Source organism: Roseateles sp. YR242, from assembly GCF_900109745.1.
In the GTDB taxonomy this organism is placed as follows: Bacteria; Pseudomonadota; Gammaproteobacteria; order Burkholderiales; family Burkholderiaceae_C; genus Roseateles.
The window spans coordinates 95189-118399 of record NZ_FOAV01000015.1 but is presented as its reverse complement, the minus strand read 5'-3'; the positions used below and the strand labels follow the sequence as shown (position 1 = coordinate 118399).

Below are 23211 nucleotides of genomic sequence, written 5' to 3'. Positions count from 1 at the left end.
AGCCTTTGATGCCCCAAGGCAAAGCAGTCACAGCACGTAACACCGCGTTGCGTAACATACACGCCACGAAAAGGTGCCATAAGCCGAAATAGTGCCCAGAAAGCGTGCGCGCGAGCGCAAGGTTGCTGTTCGCATCGGTCAGCCAAACGACGACCGAAACGGCTTCCTATAATCGCCGCTCGCGGCCCGATTAGCACCCGTGCAGCCCCTGATCAGGAGCGGTTGGCCCGCAAAAATGCACACTTTGCTCATGCCCGCGAAGAAAACCTCCGAAGACTCCCAGGATCCCTCCTCTTCCTCCTTCGCCGCCGACCCGCGGGATCGCGGCACCCCAAGGCGTGCGAAACAGCGCGCCAAGCCGCGGCACTGGCTGCTGCGCGCGGTAGGCTGGTTGTTCGGACTGTTACTCGCAGGCGTGCTGTCTGTGGCTTTGTTGGCAGGCATGGCCCTGGCCATGGCCTATCCCAGCCTCCCCGACATCAGCGGCCTCACCGACTACCAGCCCAAGCTGCCCTTGCGGGTGTTGTCCGCCGACGGCCAGCTGCTGGGGGAGTATGGAGAGGAGCGGCGCTCTTATTCCAATATCCGGGACATCCCCAAGGTCATGCAGGACGCGGTGCTCGCCATCGAGGACGCGCGCTTCTACCAGCACGGTGGGGTGGACTATCTGGGGGTGATCCGCGCCGGCCTGGCCAATGTTGGGGAGTCCAAGAGCCAGGGGGCCTCCACCATCACCATGCATGTTGCGCGCAACTTCTACCTCTCCACCGAGAAGACCTTCACCCGCAAGATCTATGAAATCCTGCTGGCGCTGAAGATCGAGACGGCACTGCCCAAGGAGAAGATCCTCGAGATCTACATGAACCAGATCTTCCTGGGTCATCGCGCCTACGGCTTCGCTGCGGCCAGCGAGGTCTACTTCGGCAAGCCCCTGAAAGAGCTGTCCATTGCCGAGGCGGCCATGCTCGCCGGGTTGCCAAAAGCACCATCTGCTTACAACCCGATCAACAATCCGCGCCGCGCGACGTTGCGCCAGCAATACATCATCGACCGGATGCTGGAGATGGGCTTCATCAGCCCCGAGCAGCATGCGCAGGCCAAGGCCGAGAAGCTGCGCATCCGCCCGCCGCAGGAGGCGGTGAGCCATGCCGAATATGTGGCGGAGCTGGCCCGCCAGCTGATCTTCAGCCAATACGGGGACGAGGCCTATACCCGCGGCCTGAATGTCTACCTGACGCTGAAGTCCGACGAGCAGGAGCGCGCCTACCGCGCGCTACGCCGCGGCATCATGGACTACGAGCGCCGCCAGGTGTACCGCGGCCCCGAAGCCTATGTGGACCTTCCCGCCGACCCCAAGGAACTCGACACCCGCGTGGCGGAGGCTTTGAGCGACCACCCGGCCAATGACGAGCTGCTGGCGGCCGTGGTGCTGGAGGCCGACCCCAAGAAGGTGGTGGCGGCCCTGCAAAGCGGTGAGAGCCTCACCATCACGGGCGAAGGCCTGAAACCCGCCACGTCCGGGCTGTCCGACAAGGGAAATCCCAAGACCCGCATCCGCCGTGGGGCTGTCATCCGCGTGGTGAAACTGCTGCGCAACAACAAGGACGAATGGACCATCACCCAGCTGCCGGAGGTGGAAGGTGCCATGGTGGCCCTCAATCCGAAGGATGGCAGCGTGCATGCCCTGGTGGGCGGCTTCGACTACAACAAGAGCAAGTTCAATCACGTCACCCAGGCGTGGCGCCAGCCGGGCTCGAGCTTCAAGCCTTTCATTTATTCCGCAGCCCTGGAGAAGGGTTTCAATGGCGCCACCGTCGTCAATGATGCGCCGCTGTTCTTCGACGCCAGCACCACCGGCAGCCAGCCCTGGGAGCCCAAGAACTACGACGGCACCTTCGACGGGCCCATGCCGCTGCGCCGCGCGCTGGCCAAGTCCAAGAACATGGTGTCCATCCGCGTGCTGCAGTCCATCGGCGTGAAGTACGGCCAGGAGTGGATCACCCGCTTCGGCTTTGATGCGGACAAGCATCCCGCCTACCTCACCATGGCGCTGGGGGCGGGTTCGGTCACGCCCATGCAGATGGCACAGGCGTATTCCGTGTTCGCCAATGGCGGCTATCGCGTCGGCCCGGCGCTGATTCAGCGCATCACCGACCACCAGGGGCGGCAGCTTTACCAGGCTGTCCCCAAAACCCCGGACGAAAGCCAGCGAGCGATCGAGCCCCGGAATGCCTTCCTGATGGACAGCCTGCTGCAGGAAGTGGCACGCAGCGGCACGGCAGCGCGCACGCAGGCCGTGCTCAAGCGACCGGACCTCTACGGCAAGACCGGCACGACCAACGACTCGATGGATGCGTGGTTCGCCGGGTTCCAGCCCGACCTGGTGTCGGTGGTGTGGATCGGTTATGACCAGCCGCGCAAGCTGGGCGACCGGGAAACCGGTGGGGGCCTGGCCTTGCCGGTGTGGATCGAGTTCATGCAGTACGCGCTGCGCAATACACCGGTGGCCGAGATCCAGCCGCCGCCGACGGGCGTGACCAATGTGAATGGCGAGTGGTACTACGACGAATTCGCGGGCAACCAAGGCGTACGTGCGCTGACCGGCGACGACCACGTGCCCGATTCGGGCACTGAAGACGAGAAGAAAGGCATCCTCGACCTCTTTAAACGGTGAAGGCTCAACCCGTCTCGTTAGCGCTGGGGCATGAGGGCGGCGCTGGCTGGGGCGGATGCGGGGTCGGCCTTGGGTACGGGGGTTGTCACCGCGCCCGTGCCGGGTTTGGAAGTGGTGGGCAGTTGCAGCGGGCGCTTCTGGCCGCAGCCGGCGACACCGCTCGACAGGGCCACCAGGGCCGCTGACAACATCAGGCTGGTCAGGGCCTTGCCGCCTTGCGAATGGGAACGACGCATCGACGGGCCTACACTTTGGGTTTTCATCTGATTCATGGACTCCAGTCTAGCGAGTCCACGCCCCATGACCGCCATCTCCACGCCCCTGACCGACGCCGAATACGATGCCCGCACGTCCGCCGTGCTCGCCAGCATCGAGAAACAGGCTGACGCCTGGCTGGAAGAAGACCGCATCGACATCGATCCGCAACGCACCGGCGGCCTGTTGGAACTGCAGTTCGAGGACCGCAGCAAGATCGTCGTGAACACCCAGCCACCGCTGCATGAGCTGTGGCTCGCCAGCCGCCGGGGTGGCTACCACTTCAAGTTCATCGACGGCTTCTGGCGCGATACCAAGGACGGGGTCGAGTTCTTTGAACGCCTGTCGCAGGAAACCAGCTTTCATGGCGGCAAGCCGCTGAGTTTCGACCGAGCCTGACGCCAAAGTCCTCTCAGATCCGCCCTTCCTCCACGGCATGGCAGGCCACCCGCACGCCATGCAGGCTCAGCAGGGCCGGACGCTCACGCTGGCAGCGCTCGTTGGCATGCGGGCAACGTGGATGGAAGCTGCAGCCCGTGGGCGGATTCAGCGGGTTGGGCACCTCGCCGCGCACCGGCGTCCGGGCCCGCCCGGTCATGTGAATGTCGGGGATGGCATCCAGCAGCATGCGGGTGTACGGATGCCGCGGCGTAGCAAACAGCGCGCGCTTCTCCGCCTGCTCCACCAGCCGGCCCAGATACATCACCCCCACCTGATCCGCGACATGCCGCACCACCGCGAGGTTGTGCGAGATGAATAGATAGGTGAGCCCGCGCTCGCGCTGCAGGTCCTTCATGATGTTGAGCACCTGGGCCTGCACAGACACATCCAGCGCCGACGTGGGCTCGTCACACACCAGGAATTCCGGCTGCGTGGCCAGGGCCCGCGCGATCGAGATGCGCTGGCGCTGTCCACCAGAGAACTGGTGCGGGAACTTCTGCGCGTCGGCTGGCGACATGCCCACCGACTGCAGCAGTTCAGCCACCCGGCGCTGAAGCGCCGTCCCATCCTTCACCAGCCCGTGCTCACGAAGCGGCTCCGCGACGATGTCCTGCACCTTCCAGCGTGGATTCAGACTGGCATAGGGGTCCTGGAAGATCATCTGCATGCGCCGCCGCAGGGCCTGAGCCCCTGGCCCAGCCAGCGTCGTGGCAATCTCCTCGCCATCAATGCGCACGTGCCCGCGACTGGGCTTGTAGAGCCCCACCAGCAGCCGCGCCACGGTGCTCTTGCCACAGCCGGACTCCCCCACCAACGCCAGTGTGGTGCCGCGCGGGATCTGGAAGCTCACCCCATCCACCGCATGCACATACTGACGCGGCCGGCGCTCGATGACCCGGTTGAGCCAGGGGGCCGACACATCAAACGTCTTGGACAACTCGTGCGCCTCGACCAGCACAGGCGCCGCACTGGCGGACGGCACCGCCTCACGGGTGTCGGTGACCACGCTCATCGGAAACTCCTCAAGCTCGCAAACATGCTGGCCTTCATGCGGGGACTCGGGCAGGGGTGCCCACGGGCTGCGCGTGCAACCAGCAGGCGGCTGCGGTCGCTGGCGCCTGCATCAACTCCGGCCGCTGCTGGTGACAGCGCTCAAAGGCGCTGGGGCAACGAGGGTGAAAGGCACAACCGGACGGGATGGCATTGAGACGCGGCATGGCCCCGTCGATCTGCAGCAGCCGCTCGCGGTCCTCATCCATCGCCGGAATGGAACCCATCAGGCCCACCGTATAGGGATGGCCGGGCCGGTGGATCACCTCCTGCACCGGGCCGATCTCCGCAATGCGGCCCGCATACATGACAGCGACGCGATCGCAGGTTTCGGCAATGACCCCCATGTCGTGTGTCACCAGCATCACCGCCGCCCCCTGCTCGCTGCAGACTCGCTTGAGCAACGCAATGATCTGCGCCTGGATGGACACATCCAGCGCGGTGGTGGGTTCGTCCGCCACGATCAGCTTGGGGTTGGCGGCCAATGCGAGTGCAATCACCACACGTTGGCGCATGCCACCAGAGAACTGATGGGGATATTGATCCACCCGCGCTTGCGGCGCGGGAATCCCGGTGGCGGCCAACAACTCGATAGCGCGCGCCCGCGCCTGGCGCGTGCTCAGCTTCAGGTGGGTCGTGATGGTCTCGACCAATTGCCGCCCCACCGTATAGAGCGGGTTCAGCGAGGTCAGTGGGTCCTGGAAGATGGCGCCGATCTGGCGTCCGCGCACATGACGCATCTGCTCCTGGGTGAGCTGGTCGATGCGGCGCCCTTCCAACAGGATCTCCCCGCCGGCAATCCGGCCGGGGGGCTCCAGCAGGCCGATGATGGCCGAGCCGGTCAGCGACTTGCCGGCGCCGGACTCCCCCACCACCCCGAGCACTTCGCCGGGCGCAATATCAAAGGACACATCGTCCAGCGCCACCAGGGTGCCGTGGCGCGTCTGGAACTCCACGCGCAGATGACGAACTTCAAGCAATGCAGGCATGCGGGCTCCCGGTTCAGCGCAGGCGCGGATTGAGCGCGTCGCGCAGCCAATCACCCAGCAGGTTCACCGACAGGGCAATCATCACCAGCATCACACTGGGCCAGATGGTGATCCACCACTCCCCGGAATACAGGAAGTCGCTGCCCACGCGAATCAGGGTGCCCAGCGATGGGGTCGTCGGCGGCACGCCCACGCCCAGGAAGGACAGCGTGGCCTCGATGAGGATGGCCGACGCCACCTGCAGCGTGACCAGCACCAGCACCGGACCGGTGACATTGGGCAGCACATGCCGCCACATGATGGCCAGTGGTTTCACGCCAATGACACGGGCGGCCTGCACATACTCCTTGTTGCGCTCGACCAGCGTGGAGCCACGCACCGTGCGCGCGTATTGTACCCACCCGGTCAGGGAGATGGCCAACACCAGCACCAGAAAGGCCAGCGCGCCATGGGTGTCCGGCAGCACCACCCGGCCGATGCCATCCACCAGCAAGGCCACCAGGATGGCAGGGAAGGACAGCATCACGTCGCAGATACGCATGATGAAACCATCCACCTTGCCGCCCAGGAAGCCCGCCAGCAAGCCCAGGCCCACACCGATCACCATGGACATCAGCACCGAGGCAAAACCCACCACCAGCGAGATGCGGGCGCCATACATGATGGCGGAGAGCAGATCCCGCCCCTGGTCATCCGTGCCCAGCAGGTATTTGCCGGTACCACCCTCCACCCACACCGGTGGAAGACGGGCATCCATCAGATCCACGGACGTGAGGTCAAAGGGGTCATGCGGCGCGATCCATGGCGCGAAGACAGCACAGACCAGGCAGAACAGGGCCACAAAGGCCGCCAGCATGGCCACCGGGGAACGGGTGAAGGAGTGCCAGACATCCCCATCGAAGAACCGACGGAGGGCTCCAGGCGCCGCAGGCGTGGCGGTCGGGGACGGTGGTGGGTTGGGTGGCACCGGGGGCGGCGCGGTGGAACTCATGCGGTGGACACTCCGTCAGAAGGCAGGCCTGCGCGCTCGCCCGGCTGACGGGTGAGCGGCGCATTGAATTGATGGAAACCGTGGAGGGGGCAGGCGCACGCCTTCAACATGGCTCAGTGCGCATCGAGGGGCAGACCCTGCTCCACCAGGGCCGCGAACAGCGCGGCGCCCACCGGCAGGATCTCGTCATTGAAGTCATAACGCGGCTGGTGCAATCCGCAGGGCCCGCCCTGGCCCAGGCGCAGGTAGGCACCGGGGCGAGCCTGCAGCATGAACGAGAAGTCCTCCGAACCCATGCTGGGTGGCAACTCGTCATCCACGTTCTCCGGCCCCACCAGCCACTGCGCCACGCGGACCGCGAAGTCCGCTTCCGCCGCGCTGTTGACGGTCGCCGGGTAAAGCCGCTGGTAGTCCACCTTGGCACTGGCGCCGAAACCCAATGCCACCGATTCCACCAGGCGAGTGAGTCGCTCCTCCAGCAGCTGCTGGACCTCGGGCTTGAAGCTGCGCACCGTGCCGGTGAGCTGCGCCAGTTCCGGAATGACGCTGAAGGCCCCCAGGTCGCCTGCCTGCATGGCGCACAGGCTCACGACGGCCTGCTCGACCGGCGCGACATTACGCGAGACCAGGCTCTGTACGGCCGTAATGATGTGGCCGGCAATCAGCACCGGGTCCACGCTCAGGTGCGGATGTGCACCATGGCCGCCTCGCCCCTGGATGTTGATCTGCACGCGGTCCGCCGCTGCCATCATGGCGCCACGGTTCAGGCCGATCTTGCCTGGCGGCAGATGCGGCCAGTTGTGCATGGCGTAGATGGCCTCCACCGGGAAGCGATCGAACAAGCCGTCCGCGATCATCTCGCGCGCACCGCCGTAACCTTCCTCTCCTGGTTGGAAGACCAGCACGGCGGTGCCGCTGAAACGCCGGGTCTGGGCGAGGTAGCGGGCCGTTCCCACCAGCATGGCGCAGTGGCCATCGTGACCACACGCATGCATCAGACCCGGCGTGGCGGATTTCCAGGCGAAGTCGTTCTGCTCTCGCAGCGGGAGGGCGTCCATGTCCGCGCGCAGGCCCATCAGGCGTGGCGTGCCCGGTTGCGCCGTTGGCTGGCCGTGGATCACCGCCACCAGGCCGGTGCGGCCGATGCCTTCGTGGATCTCGTCCACGCCACAGGCTCGCAACGCCTGCACGATGCGCGCGCCCGTGCGGCGTTCTTCAAAGCCGAGTTCAGGCATCGCGTGCAATTCACGACGCAAGGCCACCAGATCACCGCGGCCCTCCATCAGGCGTTGGTAGCTACCGGCCGCAGCGCTTGTCAATGCATTCATGTCAGTGGGCGCCGCCGCCCACGCGCAGGCGTGGATCCACGACGAAGTACAGCAAATCCACCACCAGGTTGATCACGACGAAGATCATCGAGATCAGACACAGGTAGGCGGCCATGACCGGAATGTCCGGGAACTGCACGGCCTGGATGAACAGCAGGCCCATGCCCGGCCAGTTGAAGACAGTCTCGGTGATGATGGAAAAGGCAATCAGCGATCCCACCTGCAAACCGGTCACGGTGATCACGGGCACCAGCGTGTTCTTCAGCGCGTGGCCAAAGTAGATGGCGCGGTTGCTCAGGCCACGGGCCTTGGCGAATTTGATGTAATCGGCCCGCAGCACTTCCAGCATCTCCGAGCGCACCAGTCGCATGATCAGGGTGAGCTGATAGACGGAAAGCGTGATGGCTGGCAGCAGCACATGGCGCAGGCCATCCAGCGTGAGCAGGCCGGTGGTCCAGCCGCCCAGGGTGACCACATCGCCCCGGCCATTACTGGGCAGCCATTGCAGTTGCACCGCAAACACCAGGATCAGCAGCACGCCGATCAGGAAGGTGGGCAGGGACACACCAACCAGCGAGACCGCCATGGCGATCTGCGTGCCAACACTGCCGCGCCGCAGCGCGGCATAAACACCCAGTGGAATTGCCGCCAGCAGTGCAATCACGGCGGCGACGGCAGAGAGTTCCAGCGTGGCCGGCACCCGCTCCATGAGCAGTGACGACACCTTGCGCCGCTGCTGCAGGCTGATGCCGAACTCCCCCTGCGCAGCATTGCCAACGAAGGTGGCGAACTGGACCATGAATGAGCGGTCCAGGCCCAGGTCGTGACGGATCTGCTCGCGCTGCTCCGGCGTGGCGTCCTGTCCGGCCAGACTGCTGACCGGGTCACCCACAAACTGGAACAGCATGAAGGCGACAAAAGCCACCGTGAGCATGACGGCCACGGCCTGCACCAGGCGGCGAAGAATGAACACCAGCATGTGGTCTGGCCCGCCGACCTGCCGTTTGGCTTTTGGCCTCCGGCACGACCCGGCCCTAGGGGCGCACTTGTAAAGTGGCCATCATCCGGGACGCTTGCCCTCGGGGGCAAGTGGGAAAGTCCATAACGTGCGCGTGACCGTGCGCGTGACGCGACAGGTAAAAAGAAACCGCCCCGGAGGGCGGTGTTGGGGTCAGCGCCGAAGGACGTTCAGAAGCGGTGACGCAGACCGAGGATGGCGCCGCCGCGCTTTTCTGCGCCGTTGGAGAAGCGCACCGCACCGTCGTGCTTGGTGTAGTCCACTTCAAGATAGGCGTCCGTCCGCTTGGAGAAGGCATAGTCCGCCACAAACGCCAGGTAGTGGCCCTTGCTCTTGGTGTTGGCCAGCAGCGCGGAGTAATGCGTCTGCTGGGCATACCAATAGTGGCCGCCCAGGTTCAGTTGGGGCGTCAACTGGTAGGTCGCCCCCACGGACACCATGTCGCGCTTGCGTACGTCGTTGGCCGCCGTGTTCAACACGTTACCCAGCAGGCCCGACGTGTAGGCCGCGCCCAGCAGGCCACCCTGGTCGAACTTGTTGGTGGCCCAGGAGACGTTCGCATACCACGGGCCACTCGTGTAGCCGGCACCCGCCGTATAGCCGCGCACCTTCTTGCCCAGCGTGTCTTCCACCGTCAGGAAGGCGCCACCGATTGCAATCTCGCCTTCGGCATAACGCAGCAGACCGCCGTACGACTTGTTCTGCGAATTTCGTTCACCAGCGGACACCTGGATCTCGCCGCGCACGGGACCCTTCTCGACCAGGTACTTGACCATGTTGTCCTGGCGAGCGCCCATGGACAGGCCGATCTCCGGCTTGTAGGCCTCGATGTAGGGCGAATACTTGAAGGACGCGTAGGTCGAGGTGTAGATGTCGAAGAGGATGTTGTACTGGCGACCCAGCATGATGCGGCCGAAGTCGGCCGACTGGATGCCCACCCAGGACTGCCGCCAGAAGTCCGCCGCGGCGACCGTGCCATTGTCCGAATTGAGCCGGTGCTCCAGATTCACCAGCGCTCTCATCCCGCCGCCCAGGTCCTCGTTCACATTAACGCCCAGACGACTCTGGGACATGCCGCCCGGGATGACCTGCTTTTCCGAGGACCCGACGCTGGCGTTGCTCGTCCAGCGCAGGCCGACGTCAACGATCCCATACAGCTGGACACTGGACTGAGCCCAGGCAGACCCGATCGACGCGGCCAGCAGGCCGAGCGCCATGGCGGCTTTTTTCATGCGATGTCTCCTTTGTTTGATGTGGTCGTTCGCCGTGATCGATTCTGCGGGAACGTTCGAACTGAAGATCGTTCGCGTTGCAGATCGCCCACACGCACTTACCCTGTCAAATTGGAGACATTTACGCCCTTGTTAGGTGCGTATTTGCACCAAAGGAATGCAGATATGAAGGTGAGGTGGAAGCGGTTTCACCGTTCTCCCGAACACCCGGTTTGCCCCCCTGCTGGTGCTGTTGCATTCCGTAGGGACGAAAAAAAGCCGCCCCGAAGGGCGGCTTTTGCACGAGTGCTAATCCGGGAGGGATTAGAAGCTGTGCTTGATACCGACGTCGAAGCCACCGGACTTGCCGCCGCGGGTGGGAACAACGGCGTTGCCTTGCACGCGGAAGATCGAACGGCCGCTGTTGTCGATCAGCGAAGCGGTGGTGTACACCGACGTGCGCTTCGACAGGTTGTGCAGGTAGCCCACGGTGTAGAACTTGGCATCACCGGCAGCGGTGTTGCTCAGGTCAGCCGACGAATTGGTTTCAGCATCGCTGAACTGGGCCAGCACCGAACCGGCGGAGGTCACTTGGGCCACGGCACCAATGGTGTAGATGTTCTGCTTGAAGGCATTGAACTTCAGCTGGCTCCACAGGCCGCTGACCTTGACCACGCCGGCCACGTCATAGCTACCGCCCAGGGACAGTTGCTTGAACTTGGCACCGCCAGCAGCTTCGGTGGATTGGTAACCAGCGGCCACGTTGATGGCGCTGTCCTTCCAGCCCAGACGGCCGCCGTAGGACTTGGCACCCACGGTACCTTCGCCAGCAGCGACGTCGAACGAACCATAGGCACCGCCCAGGTCGCCCGGCAGGAAGTACTGAGCCAGGTTGTCAGCACGGTTGATGGTCAGCGTGCCGCTGCCCAGCGTGTTGTACACGCGGGTCACGTCGCCCAGACCAGTGGTGCTGTAGACGTCGAAGTCGTCTACGACCAGACGGGTCGAGGTCTTGCCCCGGCCCAGGCGGACTTCACCGAAGTCACCCATCAGGCTCACGGAAGCACGACGGTTCCAGAACTTGTTGGGGGTGGTGGAGGTGTCACCGGCCGTGCCGTTGTCAGCCGACAGGGCGCTTTCCAGCCAGAAGCCAGCCTTCAGGCCACCGCCCAGATCTTCAACGCCACGGACGCCGAAACGGCTGGAGCTGCTGCCGTCGTTGGTCAGTTGCTTGACGTTGTTGCCATTGCCCTTGGTGTACCGAGCGGCGACGTCAATGACGCCGAACAGGGTCACGGACGATTGAGCGGAAGCGGCACCGGCGAAGCCAGCCAGCACAGCCAGCGCGACGAGAGATTTCTTCATTAGAGACTCCTAGATCTTCAATGAGGTTCGGGGCCCACCGGGGTCTCCTCAAACCAAGCTCCTGCAATGAAGCTGTGCCGTATTGCAACAGGTCCGATCGGGCCTGACCAGCAACCTCCCCGGAAAAGTCCTGATTTCGTTGGATGCAAGCAACGCGTAGGCGATTAAAAAATGTGTCATCACCCATTCGCACAAATGCGAAGCCGCCCCTTCGAAGCGGGTATGTCGCATGCCCCTAAACTGCCCTTCACTGCATGACCAGGCGCACAAGATGACTGCTTCTACCCGCACTGACATCAACGCTGGCGTTAGTACAGACACACAGGCCGGCACTTTCACCGGCACGCCAACGGCCAGTGAAGTTCGCCCCGGCGCCTCGTTTTCCGCTGGTCGTTCCACACCCCGACAACTCACTCGGCTGGATGCGTGGATATCCACACTGGACCACAGTCTGAAAACATTGGCCGGCGTCGCCCCCATGTCGCGCCCTACCCCACAAGGGCAGTTTGCCGATGCACCCCTGGACGAACAGCAGCGCCGCGAAGCCGCTGCGCTGATGCGTGTCAATCATGTCGGCGAGATTTGCGCCCAGGCCCTGTACAGGGCGCAGGCATTGACCACCAAGGACGAGGCGCTGCGCCAGCACCTGGAACATGCCGCCCAGGAGGAACTGGATCATTTGGCCTGGACTGCGCAGCGCCTGCGCGAGCTGAACGACCGACCCAGCCTGCTCAACCCGCTGTGGTACGGGGGGGCGTTTGCCATTGGCACAGTCGCCGGCCTGGTGGGCGACAAGGTGAGCCTGGGCTTTGTGGTGGAGACTGAGCGCCAGGTGGAGGCCCACCTGAACAATCACCTGTCCCGCCTGCCGGCTGGGGATCACAGCTCCCGGGCCATCGTCGCGCAGATGAGGGACGAAGAGGTGCAGCATGCCGAAGATGCCCGTGCCCGCGGAGCGGTCGACCTGCCTGCTCCTGTGAAAGGCCTGATGCGAATGGCCGCCAAGGTGATGACAACCGCCGCCCATCGGATTTGAATGCCATCTATCTACACATATAGATAGAAGCGCGTGGCGGCTGCTTTCATTGACCGCCCTCCCCCCCCTGGGCCAAGGCATGGGGAGCAGGTCTCAGACTTCCACCAGTTCCACTGAGGTGGTGATTTCGGCAGTCTTGGCCAACATGATGCTGGCCGAGCAGTACTTCTCGTGAGAGAGCTTCACCGCACGCTCCACCACCGGCAGGGCCAGGTCTCGCCCCTCCACGATGAAGTGCATGTGGATGCGGGTGAACACCTTCGGGTCGCTGTCCGCCCGGTCAGCCTTCAATTGCACCCGGCAATTGCGCACATCGTGTCGTCCGCGCTTGAGGATGAGCACCACGTCATAGGCCGTACATCCGCCGGTGCCCAGCAGCACCATCTCCATCGGACGTGGAGCCAGGTTGCGCCCGCCGCCATCCGGTGCACCGTCCATGGTCACCAGGTGCCCACTGCCTGTGGTGGCCGCAAAGCTCATGCCGTCCTTGCCCATCCAGTCGATCGTGCATTCCATCCCTTGTTCCTCGTCGCATCACAGACCGCACAAGGGCCGGTGATATTGCTCATTAGAGACCTGTCTCCAACGATAAGTCATAGAAAAAATATTGCAGCGCAACATGCTCCGCCCTAGAATTCTAGGCATGCGATAGCGCTACCCGTACCGGTACCGTGCTTGTCCCTGAAGGCCTCACGTGAGGTCATCATTGGAGGACCTCAAGCCCTGCCGTACACAGCGTCCGCACCGTTTGTCTCCTCCACCGCCTCCATGGTGGATTCAGCCCGAGGCTCCCAAGGCCTCGGGCTTTTTTTCGTCCATCGCGCGCTTCGCCGGCGGTCCATCGCCTCGGCGTGTAGGGCGGGCGCCCAGTGTCCGATATCCGCCCCGAGTCGCGGCACCCGAGGCAACCCGCCCTCCTTCAACGGCGAAACCTTTCCCTCCCCAGCACTCGCGCTACCCACAGCCCTGAACAAACCACGGCTTATCATCATCGGCCGCCCTTTAGCGGCATGGAGGGAATTCAATGGCCGGCCCACGGCGCGCCCCGCGCAAGTCCACATCCACACGCCATCCGGCGCTATTACCTGCAGATCAAAGCTATCTGCAGCGTATTTTGAATGCACGGGTATATGAGGTGGCACAAGAAACCTCACTGGACTTCTCCCCGGATCTCTCCAAGCGAATTAGCAACAAGGTCTGGCTCAAACGCGAGGACCAGCAACCGGTATTCAGCTTCAAGCTGCGCGGTGCCTATAACAAAATGGCGCAATTGACGGCCGAGCAACTCCACAAAGGGGTGATTTGCGCCTCCGCCGGAAATCATGCCCAGGGTGTTGCTTTATCAGCCCGCAAACTCGGTTGCCGCGCCGTCATCGTGATGCCGGTGACCACCCCGCGCGTAAAAGTCGAGGCCGTCAAGGCATTGGGCGGTGAGGTCGTGCAGGTGGGGGAATCCTTCACCGACGCCTATGACCACGCCCTGACGCTGGAGCGCGAGCACGGCCTGACCTTTGTCCATCCGTTTGACGACCCCGACGTCATTGCCGGCCAGGGCACCATCGCCATGGAGGTGCTGCGCCAGCATCCGGGCCCGATAGACGCCATCTTCTGTGCCATTGGCGGCGGCGGCCTGATCTCCGGCGTGGCGGCCTACATCAAGGCCGTGCGTCCGGACATCAAGGTCATTGGAGTTCAGACCCGAGATTCGGACGCCATGGTGCGTTCGATCAAGGCCGGCAAGCGTGTGACGCTCTCCGATGTCGGCCTCTTCTCTGACGGCACCGCCGTCAAGCTGGTGGGCGAGGAAACCTTCCGCATCTGCCGGGAACTGGTGGATGACTACGTGGTGGTGGACACCGACGCCGTCTGCGCCGCCATCAAGGATGTCTTTGTGGACACCCGCAGCATTCTGGAACCCGCAGGCGGCCTGGGCGTGGCGGCCATCAAGCAATACGCGGCCCAGCACGGCCTGAAGGGCCAGACCTTCATTGCCATCACCTGCGGCGCCAACATGAACTTCGACCGACTGCGCTTCGTCGCGGAACGGGCGGAGGTGGGCGAAGAACGCGAAGCCCTGTTTGCGGTGACCATCCCCGAGGAACGCGGCAGCTTCCGCCGCTTCTGCGAACTCATCGGCCCCCGCAGCGTCACCGAATTCAACTACCGCATCTCCGACCAGAAGCTGGCCCACGTTTTTGTCGGCCTGAGCATCAGCAAGCGCGAGGAGGCGGAGAAGCTGGCCCGGCAGTTTGAGAAGCATCGCTTCCCGACGGTCAACCTCACCGACGACGAACTGGCCAAGCAGCATGTCCGCCACATGGTGGGCGGCCGCACCGAACTGGCCGAAAACGAGCGACTGTTCCGTTTCGTCTTCCCTGAGCGGCCTGGCGCCCTGATGCGCTTCCTGTCCAACCTGCATCCGGACTGGAACATCAGCCTCTTCCACTACCGCAACCAGGGCGCGGACTACGGCCGCATCCTCGTGGGTCTTCAGGTCCCCAAGGGAGACGCCAAGGCCTTCACGGCGTTCGCCGAGCAACTCAACTACCCGTGGACCGAGGAGACGGACAACCCGGTCTACCGGCTGTTTCTGCGTTGATGCTGCGTTGCCCCCTCGGTTGACGAAGCGCTGCATCGCGCCTGCGAGCCCTCAAGACGCGTACCAGGGGACCGCCGCATGACTCCTCGCGGCCGATGTTCCCTAGGGGTCACCCTAGGAGCGTCGGGTCGCCACCACGTCCACGGACGAGGGGCGCACAGCATGACCCCCACGTAGGGGGCGTCCTGCATTTGACTGGGAAGCAGCATTGTGCGCCACCGCACAATGTCGATCATGACCGCGAGCGGAATACGCCCGGCATGATCCCCTGTGATGGCGGCTCACGACCGCCACACCCGCCGCTTCCTTTGCGTCCGACCATGTCCATCCACCAGTCGCTGATCTCGCCCACGCTGAACCCGGAGCTTGAGCGCGCCTTGCGTGCCCGTCTTGAGCAACGCAGCGCCATTGCCGGACGGCTGGGGGAGCTGGAACCACTGGCGGTCCGCCTGGGCCTGATCCAGAACACGCTGACCCCCGAGCTGGATGTGCCCACGCTCATGCTGTTCGCGGGCGACCACGGCCTGGCCGTCGATGGGGTCAAGCTGCCGAATGGCCGCACCACCCGCGAGCAGGCATTGCTGGCCTTGCAGCACCGGCTGCCCTCCACCGTCTTCGCCAACAACCAGGGGATGCATGTGACCGTGGTGGACTGCGGCATTGCGGAACCGCTGAGCCCACAACCCGGATTGCTGGCCCGCAAGATTGCCCACGGCACCCGCAATTCCCGTGTCGGTCCGGCCATGACGGTCGAGCAGGCCCATGCAGGTGTGCGCGTGGGTATGGAAATCTCGGACCACCTCAGCAGCAACGTGCTGGCCTGTGCCGGGCTCGGCCAGGGGGCCACGGAGGCGGCCGCCCTGGTGCTTTCCCGCCTCATGGACATGCCTGTACGGGACTTCCTCATCTCCGGCCCGGACATGCCGCAAGAAGATCTGACCCACCTGCTGGTGGTGCTTCACGGCGCGCAGGCCCGGCACCGCGAGGTGGAGGAGCCGATGGCGGTGCTGGCGGCTTTTGGTGGATTCGAGCTGGCGGTGATGGTGGGCGCGATGCTGGTCGCGGCGAGCAAGCGACAACTGATCCTGGTGGACGGTATGTCCGCCTGCGCTGCGCTCAAGGTGGCGTCGCTGATTGCGCCCCCCGTGACGGACTACGCCGTCTTCTGCCGCAGCACCACGCACCGTGGCCTGGACGAAGCACTCGCGCTCTTCCACGCCGCCGCGTTGCTGGAGTTGGGCATGGACTGCAGTGACGGCACGGGTGCGCCCCTGGCCTGGCCCATGGTGCGTTGTGCCGCCGCCTTGTTGACGGAGGTCCAGGACATCCCCGACGGCCCGATCCACAGTCGTCCCACGGATCTTCAAACCCAGGCTGCCGGGACCACTCCCAGTGCCTCTGCAGCACTCAACAGCCCATCGTCGGGCTTGCCTTCGAAGCGCTGAGTTCCCAGCGTCAGAGCCGGGCCGAGCGCCAGGCCCGGACGCCGGGCCAAAATTGAAACCAGCGGTGACGATGGCGCCTATCGCCGTTCTACGTGGCGTGTGCGCCTCAGTCCGGGAGCATCCCGGCCCAGGTCATACGGTCGTCAACCACAGGTGCACCACGGGTCAACCCGGTCAACCCGGCTCATTGGCCGGGCAACCACCGATCAATGCGTGACCGCGTTGTCCGGCGGCTGTTGGGGGCCGCCCAACGGCAACATGCCGCTCACGGCCAGCGGCGAGCCGCCCTGCCCCATGGCGCTGCCTGGTGGGGCGTTGAGCGAAATACCTTGCTGGTTGGGGGGCAGCGTCCCCGGGGGCATCATGCCCTGGCCCGGTGGCGGCTGCATGCCCTGCGGCGGCTGGCCCGGCATGGCTGGCAGGGGCGAAGGCGACGGAGCGCCCGCCACTGGCGTCAGGGCCAGGCGGATGGACACCGCACTCCCGCGCCCCAGACCCACTTCGCGACGGCTCACTTCCAGCAACTGAATGTCACCATCCACCACCTGTCCGACCCGGAACGGGCGCGCATAACCCCCGCCGACGGAGATCAACGCCACGCCTTCACCGGAAGCCTGGTTGGCCGACGGGGCCACCACGCCCAGCAGTTGATAGCGCGAAGACGCCGATTCCACCGCAGCGGACGGAGCTTCCTGAGTGAATACGCGAGTCCAGTCGCCAGCGGCGCCTGACGAGAGCGCCGGCTGCACCTGCCCCGGCGCCACAGGCCCGCGGGACATGAGCATCAGCGACCAATAGGCCAGGCTGGCCGCCAGAAGCGCCCAGATCACGAAGCTTAACCAACGTGCATGCATGCGCCGATTATGATTCACCGCAACGGGCCGCAGACGGGCAGCCCAGCGCCAGGATTGCAAAACCATGCAACGCAAGTTTTCTTCGCGCCGCGCCAGCCGCGGCTTTACGCTGATCGAACTGATCGTCGCCATCACCATCGTGGCCGTGATGGGCGCCGTCGTGGTGCCAGCGGTCATGAACCACGTGGCCGATGCGCGCAAGACCGCCGCACGCCAGGACGTGACCACGCTGGTGCAGGCGCTCAAGCTCTACAAGATGGACAACGGCCGTTACCCCACGGGCGACCAGGGCCTCAGTGCCCTGGTGAGCAAGCCCACCAGCGGCACCGTTCCGGGCAACTGGAAGATCTATATCGAGAAGCTGCCCAAGGATCCCTGGGGCAACCCCTATCAATATGACAGCCCCGGCCTGAAGGGCGAGATCGATGTCTACAGCCTGGGGGCCGACGGCAAGCCGGGCGGCGAAGGCAACGACGCCGACATCGGTTCCTGGGACTGACCGGTCCTGCCGATTCGTTTCCCACGCCAGGCGAACATGACCAAGCGCCGCAGCCGCGGCTTCACCCTGATCGAACTGCTGGTGGCCATCACCATCGTGGCGGTGGCCAGTGCCACCGTGGCGGTGTCGCTGCGCAATACGGGCGGTGCCGATCTGGAGCGTGAAGCCCTGCATCTGGCCAGCGTGCTGGAAACCGCCCGTGCCGAAGCCCGAGCGGCGTCCCTGGACGTCCGTTGGCAAACCGATCAGGGCCAGTTCCGCTTCACCGGCCTGCCGCTCGACCTGGTGCAACGGCTCAAACTCAACCGCACCTGGTTGGGCGAGGAGCCCGGCGTGAATGTCGAGGGGCCAAGAGAAAACAACGGCAGTGTCCGCCTGGGTCCGGAGCCCATCATCGGCGCCCAGCGCATCGTGCTGACCCGGGGCGACGCGCATATCGCCCTCGTGACGGACGGCCTGCGGCCCTTCACCCTGGATCGGGGGAACGCGCAATGATGCGGCCGCCGGCACGGCCGACCGTCCGCGTGGCCGGATTTACGCTCATTGAAGTCCTGGTGGCGCTCACCATCGTGGGCCTGTGCCTGGCCGCCGGCATGCGCGCGGCCGCCACCATGACCAACAACGCGCAACGCCTGTCCCTCAACGGCATGGCCCAGTGGTGCGCCGAAAACGAACTCACCGAGATCCGCTTGAACACGGCCTTTCCCGGCACCGGCAACTCGGATTTCTCCTGCACCCAGCTGGGCCACAGCTTCAGCGGCAGAACCGAGGTGGCCACCACGGCCAACCCCAATTTCCGGCGCGTGGAGCTGCGGGTGTTCGACACCGATGGCCAGGCGCTGGTCAGCATCACCACCGTGATTGGCAGGTATTGATGCGCCAGACCCCACCAATCAAGTCAGCCAGGTCAGCCAGGTCAAGCGTAGTCAGGTTGTCCATGTATCAAGCGGCAGCGCGCGCCCCAATGCGGGCCACCCGAGGGCGTGGTTTCACCTTGATCGAGGTGCTGGTGGCGCTGGTGATCATGGCCATGATGAGTGTCATGGCCTGGCGGGCCGTGTCGGCGTTGAGCACCACGCGTGACGCCACCGAGGCCCACATGGACAGTGCGGAAACCATCAACACGCTGGTGCGCCAATGGGAGCTGGACTTGCGTGAAGTGCAGGACAGCAAGCAGGTCAACGCCCTCACCTTTGACGGCGCCACCCTGCGCCTGACGCGCCGCTGCGCGGGCGGCATGCAGATGGTCGCCTGGCAGGTGAAGGACGGCAGGCTCACCCGCTGGGCCTCCCCGGCCACCACCACCATCAGCGGCCTGCAGGACGCCTGGTTCCGCAGCCAGCAACTGGCCGGCCAGGAGATCAGCGGTTCGCCGGGTGTCGGCGGGGTGCTGGGTTGGCAGGTCTATTTCTTCCGGAACACCGCCTGGAGCAATGCCCAGTCCAGTGGCGACCAGGATGACGGCGTCACCAAGACCGTCCCGAGCGGCGTGCGCATGAAAGTGCAGTTTGGCGGCGGTGACGGCTACAACGGTGAGCTGGTTCGCGAAGTCATCGTCCCGGCCGGAGGCACGCGGTGAGCGCGGGCTATCGCCGCGCCCGGTCACCCGGTCTCCCGGTGCTTCGGCACCAAGCCGCCCGGGGTGCCGCGCTGCTGACCGCGTTGCTCATCGTCACCCTCGTCACCACCATCGCGGCGGCCATGCTATGGCGCCAGGCGCGCAGCATCCAGATCGAATCGGCCGAGCGTGGACGCGCGCAGTCAGACTGGGTACTGCAGGGCGCACTCGACTGGGCTCGCCTGATCCTGCGGGAAGACATGCGCGCCAACAAATCCGCCGGGGCCAATGCGGTCGACTACAACGGCGAGGTCTGGGCCGTGCCGCTGGCCGAAGCGAAGTTGGCCAGCTTTTTAGCTACTGACGACAACCATTCCGCCGACAGCGGCCCGGAGGCCTACCTGTCCGGGCGCATTGAAGACGCCCAGGGGCGCTACAACCTCTACAACCTGATTCCGGTGGAGGAAACCAATCCTCCCAAGCAGCTGGCCATCGCCCAGCGTCTGTTCCAGGCGGCCGGGCTCAGTAGCAGCCTGGCCAGCGACGTACAGAAGCGCCTGCGCGAAGCCTTCCCGGTCTCCACCACCGAAACCGCCACGGGATCGGGGAGCACGACCGGCGGGTCCACCGGCAGCACCACCAACGGCACCTCGCCGCTGCTGCCAACGCGGGTGGACCAGCTCACCTGGCTGGGCCTGACCCAGGAGCAGGTGGATCGCCTGAAGCCACTGGTGGTCATCCTGCCGCCCAGCCAAACCAACGCCAAGCTCATCACGCCGACACCGGTGAACATCAACACGGCGCCTCGCGAGGTCCTCGCCGCGCTGGATGCGAACATGACGCTTTCGGTTGCTGATCAAATCGTTCGCGCCCGCGAAGCCAAGGGCGTGACCAGCGCCGATCTCGGCAACTACATTCCTCAATCGGTGGACCTGACCGGCCTGGGCCAGACGACCAGCCAATATTTCTTCGTCACAGGGCAGCTTCGTTTGGAGGACCGGCTGGTTACCATGCGTTCCCTGGTGTGGCGGGACACCAGCCTGATCACCAAGGTGCTCGACCGCCAGTACATTCAACAATCCACATCCCTGCAGGCCTTCCCAGGCAAGTAGGCCCAGTCCCCGGAATTGCGCCCAGACGTAACGATCGCCCCACATAGGGGCTTGTGCGGAGGCTTCTGCCGCCGTTCTGTCGCGGAGCCCTCCTAGAATCCGCCTTCTCATGAGTACGCTGCTCATCCTGCTGCCCACCCCGCTCTCACCAGCGGCTGGCACCCAAGATTACGAATTCTGGTTCAGCCCCGACGCCCAGGCCCCGGCCCGGACGGGGGGGCGTGGCGAGCGCGCGTCGCTGTCCGCCATGCCCAAGGCCGACCGGGTGATTGCCCTCATCGGTGACGCCGCCATCAGCTGGCACACCGTACGGCTGCCGCTGGCCCTCAAGGGCCCCAAGCTGCGCAGTGCGCTGTCCGGGGTGCTGGAAGAACAATTGCTGGACGATCCGGAACGGCTGCACCTGGCCATCATGGACGTCGACGCGCCGGCCAAGCAGGCCCTGGCCGCCGCCCGAGCCGCCCGGGCCGCCCGCCTGGATGCGCCCCCGACCGAAATCCCGGGCCATCAGGACACCCAGCTGGATGACGGCGAACACCCGTCCCGCTGGGTCGCTGCCATCGCCCGCGACCCGCTGCGCTCCCATCTGGAGGCCTTCCAGGCCGCCGGCCTCCTGCTGGAATCCCTGCTCCCGCTCTCCTGGCCCGGTGAACTGCTGGGCGGTCATGTGGACCAGGGCAGCGATGGTCAGCCCCGTCTGCGCGCCTGGACACCCTCGGGCATCGCCAGCTTCCCCATGCACAGCACCGGTGTCCGCACCTGGCTGGGGGAGAGCTGGTGGGAACAAGCCAAGCTGACCGCCAGCCCCGTGGTCTCCGCCGAGGCCGAACGCTGGCTGGGCCGCCCGGTGGAAGTGGTGAACGACACCGAACGCGCCTGGGCCGCCCGCCTGGCGCCGATCAACCTGCTGCAATTCGACCTGACACCGCGCCAGCGTGGCTGGCAGCGTGTCTACCGCGCCTGGCACGTCATGCAGACGCCCGACTGGCGCCCCTTCCGCTGGGGCGTGATCGGCCTGGTGGTCGTCCAGATCATCGGCCTGAACGTCATGGCCTTCCAGCAGCGCCGGGCCGTGAACGCCCGCCACGTGGAGCAGGAAACCCTGCTGCGCCAGAGCTTCCCGCAGGTTCGCACCATCCGGGACGCCCCGGCACAAATGCAGCGCGAGACCGAAACCGCCCGTGCCCGCGCCGGCCAGGTGGGCCCCGGAGACCTGGAAGACCTGCTGGCCGCCGTGGCCCGGGCCATGCCGCCCGGCCAACCGCCGCTGCAGGGGCTGCGTTATGAATCCAACCGCCTGTTACTGACCGGCCTGCCCGGGCCGATCCGTGATCAGATGCGTGACCGCCTGGGTCAGAACCCGAACCTGCGTGTCAGCGACGAAGGCGATGCCCTCCAATTGAGTTTGCGGCCGACCACACGATGAAGAGCTCTCCCCCCTGGTTGCGCCAGCTTGAAGAACGCTGGCAGGCCGCCCAGCCGCGTGAGCGGCAGATGACGCGCATGGCAGCCGGCGCCATCGCCGTGGCGCTGCTGTGGCTGATCGCCATCTCGCCCGCATGGACCACGCTCGCCAAGGCACCCATCGAGATTGACCGCCTGGACAGCGAACTGCGGCAGATGCGTGCACTGGCCCAGCAGGCCCAGCAGCTCAAGGATGCCTTGCCGGTGCCGCAGGAGCAGTCCATCACCGCCCTGCGCAGTGCCACCGAGCGCCTGGGGCCCAATGCCGAACTGACCTTGACCGGCCCGCAGGCCCAGTTGCGCCTGCGGGGCATTACCGGCGCGGCCCTGGCCACCTGGCTCACCGAGGCGCGGCAGTCCGCACGTGCGCGGCCTCAGGAAGTGGAGCTGCAATCCGGACCCCAAGGCTATAGCGGCCGGCTCACCGTGGTGCTGCCCAGCGCCTCCGGCACATGATCCGCCGCCTGAGCCGAACCATCTCCGCGTCCACCGCTCGCCGCCTGGCGCGCCCGGTGCCGCTGCCCATTCCCAAGCCGCCCAGCCGGCGTTGGGCCTGGGCCGGCGCCATCCTGGGCCTGGTGACGGCGCTGGTCTGCTGGGCACCCGCCACCTGGCTGGCCTCGGCACTGGCCTCGGCCACCCAGCAACGCCTGCTGCTGGCGGATGCCCGCGGCAGCATCTGGAGCGGCAGCGCCCGCGTCATCCTGAGCGCCGGTGCCGGCAGCCGCGATGCCAGCGAACTGCCGGACCGCCTCTTCTGGTCGCTGCGCCCGGCCTGGATCTCCGGCGGCGCCGGGCTGCAACTCACCCTGAACCAGGATTGCTGCATCCGCCCGGACGCAGCGGTGACCCTGCGGGTGGGTCTGGGTAATCTTGCGCTGCGCCTGCCCGAGACGGGCAGTGACCGCCCCTGGATCCAATGGCCGGCCTCCTGGCTGAGCGGCCTGGGCACGCCCTGGAACACGCTGGCCCCGCAAGGTCGCCTCGCGCTGAGCGCCCAGCAGTTCCGCGTCGAGCGCAACCAGGGCCGCTGGCAGGTCCAGGGCATCATCCAGCTGGACCTGCTGGACATGTCCTCGCGGCTCTCTTCCGTGGACCCGTTGGGCAGCTACCGCCTCAGCGTGCTGGGCTCGACCACGCCGCAACTCATGCTGCAGACGCTGCAGGGCCCGCTTCAGCTGAATGGCCAGGGCAGCCTGGGCAATCGCGTGCAATTCCGTGGTGACGCCAGTGCGGCACCCGGCAGTGAGGCCGCTTTGGCCAACTTGTTGAACATCATCGGGCGCCGCGAGGGAGCGCGCTCGATCATCTCGGTGGGATGA

At 65.3% G+C, this 23211-nt stretch carries 23 protein-coding genes; 13 read left to right on the top strand and 10 right to left on the bottom strand.

From position 1 onward, the window contains the following. Positions 1–250 precede the first annotated feature (250 nt). Positions 251–2674 (top strand): penicillin-binding protein 1A, encoded by a 2424-nt coding sequence (locus tag BMY53_RS21930; protein WP_092948673.1) that lies wholly within the window; start codon positions 251–253, stop codon positions 2672–2674. Between the two features lie 17 nt (positions 2675–2691). On the opposite strand, the gene BMY53_RS21925 is transcribed toward BMY53_RS21930, so the two are convergent. Then, positions 2692–2910, bottom strand: a complete 219-nt coding sequence (locus BMY53_RS21925) for an LPS translocon maturation chaperone LptM (protein ID WP_092948671.1) — start codon at positions 2908–2910, stop codon at positions 2692–2694. Between the two features lie 64 nt (positions 2911–2974). On the opposite strand from BMY53_RS21925, the gene cyaY reads away from it, so the two are divergent. After that, the gene (gene cyaY / locus BMY53_RS21920; RefSeq protein ID WP_404947901.1) at positions 2975–3328 is read left to right on the top strand and encodes an iron donor protein CyaY; all 354 of its coding nucleotides are present in this window, start codon (positions 2975–2977) and stop codon (positions 3326–3328) included. A 13-nt stretch (positions 3329–3341) separates the two neighbouring features. Here cyaY and BMY53_RS21915 read toward each other — a convergent pair whose 3' ends face one another. The 7 genes from BMY53_RS21915 to BMY53_RS21885 form a co-directional block, all read right to left on the bottom strand. Further along, a complete protein-coding gene (locus BMY53_RS21915) occupies positions 3342–4382 on the bottom strand; it encodes an ABC transporter ATP-binding protein (RefSeq protein WP_092948669.1) in 1041 nt (346 codons plus the stop codon). A 34-nt stretch (positions 4383–4416) separates the two neighbouring features. After that, positions 4417–5409: an ABC transporter ATP-binding protein gene (locus tag BMY53_RS21910; protein ID WP_092948667.1), complete on the bottom strand. Its 993-nt coding sequence runs from the start codon at positions 5407–5409 to the stop codon at positions 4417–4419. 13 nt (positions 5410–5422) lie between these two features. Then, a complete protein-coding gene (locus BMY53_RS21905) occupies positions 5423–6400 on the bottom strand; it encodes an ABC transporter permease (RefSeq protein ID WP_092948665.1) in 978 nt (325 codons plus the stop codon). 113 nt (positions 6401–6513) lie between these two features. Then, the gene (locus BMY53_RS21900) at positions 6514–7728 is read right to left on the bottom strand and encodes a M20 aminoacylase family protein (protein ID WP_092948663.1); all 1215 of its coding nucleotides are present in this window, start codon (positions 7726–7728) and stop codon (positions 6514–6516) included. A gap of 1 nt (position 7729) precedes the next feature. Further along, positions 7730–8707, bottom strand: a complete 978-nt coding sequence (locus tag BMY53_RS21895) for an ABC transporter permease (RefSeq protein WP_092948661.1) — start codon at positions 8705–8707, stop codon at positions 7730–7732. Positions 8708–8916: 209 nt separating this feature from the next. Beyond that, positions 8917–9978 carry a porin gene (locus BMY53_RS21890; protein WP_092948659.1) on the bottom strand — a complete coding sequence of 354 codons (1062 nt, stop codon included), beginning with the start codon at positions 9976–9978 and terminating at the stop codon, positions 8917–8919. 303 nt (positions 9979–10281) lie between these two features. Next, on the bottom strand, positions 10282–11322 hold the full coding sequence (locus tag BMY53_RS21885) for a porin (RefSeq protein WP_092948657.1): 1041 nt from the start codon (positions 11320–11322) through the stop codon (positions 10282–10284). 418 nt (positions 11323–11740) lie between these two features. Between BMY53_RS21885 and coq7 the strand changes: the two genes are divergently transcribed. Further along, positions 11741–12358 (top strand): 2-polyprenyl-3-methyl-6-methoxy-1,4-benzoquinone monooxygenase, encoded by a 618-nt coding sequence (coq7, locus tag BMY53_RS21880; protein ID WP_255370329.1) that lies wholly within the window; start codon positions 11741–11743, stop codon positions 12356–12358. A gap of 93 nt (positions 12359–12451) precedes the next feature. Here the strand turns inward: coq7 and BMY53_RS21875 are convergent, their stop codons facing one another. Further along, positions 12452–12874, bottom strand: coding sequence for an OsmC family protein (locus BMY53_RS21875; RefSeq protein WP_092948653.1), 423 nt, complete (start codon positions 12872–12874; stop codon positions 12452–12454). A 508-nt stretch (positions 12875–13382) separates the two neighbouring features. Here BMY53_RS21875 and ilvA point away from each other — a divergent pair. Then, positions 13383–14957, top strand: a complete 1575-nt coding sequence (ilvA, locus tag BMY53_RS21865; protein WP_092948649.1) for a threonine ammonia-lyase, biosynthetic — start codon at positions 13383–13385, stop codon at positions 14955–14957. 320 nt (positions 14958–15277) lie between these two features. Continuing rightward, on the top strand, positions 15278–16402 hold the full coding sequence (locus tag BMY53_RS21860) for a nicotinate-nucleotide--dimethylbenzimidazole phosphoribosyltransferase (RefSeq protein WP_092948647.1): 1125 nt from the start codon (positions 15278–15280) through the stop codon (positions 16400–16402). A gap of 206 nt (positions 16403–16608) precedes the next feature. On the opposite strand, the gene BMY53_RS21855 is transcribed toward BMY53_RS21860, so the two are convergent. After that, entirely contained in the window at positions 16609–17256 is a 648-nt protein-coding gene (locus BMY53_RS21855) for a hypothetical protein (protein WP_092948645.1), read from the bottom strand. Between the two features lie 64 nt (positions 17257–17320). On the opposite strand from BMY53_RS21855, the gene gspG reads away from it, so the two are divergent. From gspG to gspN, 8 genes are all read left to right on the top strand, one after another. Beyond that, positions 17321–17755, top strand: a complete 435-nt coding sequence (gene gspG / locus BMY53_RS21850) for a type II secretion system major pseudopilin GspG (RefSeq protein ID WP_092948643.1) — start codon at positions 17321–17323, stop codon at positions 17753–17755. A 36-nt stretch (positions 17756–17791) separates the two neighbouring features. Continuing rightward, positions 17792–18250: a type II secretion system protein gene (locus tag BMY53_RS21845; RefSeq protein WP_092948641.1), complete on the top strand. Its 459-nt coding sequence runs from the start codon at positions 17792–17794 to the stop codon at positions 18248–18250. Next, positions 18247–18630, top strand: a complete 384-nt coding sequence (gspI, locus tag BMY53_RS21840) for a type II secretion system minor pseudopilin GspI (RefSeq protein ID WP_255370326.1) — start codon at positions 18247–18249, stop codon at positions 18628–18630. Before BMY53_RS21845 ends, gspI begins: the two co-directional genes overlap by 4 nt. A gap of 89 nt (positions 18631–18719) precedes the next feature. Then, the gene (locus tag BMY53_RS21835; protein WP_177200995.1) at positions 18720–19334 is read left to right on the top strand and encodes a prepilin-type N-terminal cleavage/methylation domain-containing protein; all 615 of its coding nucleotides are present in this window, start codon (positions 18720–18722) and stop codon (positions 19332–19334) included. After that, entirely contained in the window at positions 19331–20425 is a 1095-nt protein-coding gene (gene gspK, locus BMY53_RS21830; RefSeq protein ID WP_092948637.1) for a type II secretion system minor pseudopilin GspK, read from the top strand. Before BMY53_RS21835 ends, gspK begins: the two co-directional genes overlap by 4 nt. 109 nt (positions 20426–20534) lie before the next feature. Continuing rightward, positions 20535–21851 carry a type II secretion system protein GspL gene (gene gspL / locus BMY53_RS21825; protein ID WP_092948635.1) on the top strand — a complete coding sequence of 439 codons (1317 nt, stop codon included), beginning with the start codon at positions 20535–20537 and terminating at the stop codon, positions 21849–21851. Further along, positions 21848–22345, top strand: coding sequence for a type II secretion system protein GspM (gene gspM / locus BMY53_RS21820; RefSeq protein ID WP_092948633.1), 498 nt, complete (start codon positions 21848–21850; stop codon positions 22343–22345). Before gspL ends, gspM begins: the two co-directional genes overlap by 4 nt. Then, positions 22342–23211, top strand: coding sequence for a type II secretion system protein N (gene gspN, locus BMY53_RS21815; protein WP_092948631.1), 870 nt, complete (start codon positions 22342–22344; stop codon positions 23209–23211). Before gspM ends, gspN begins: the two co-directional genes overlap by 4 nt.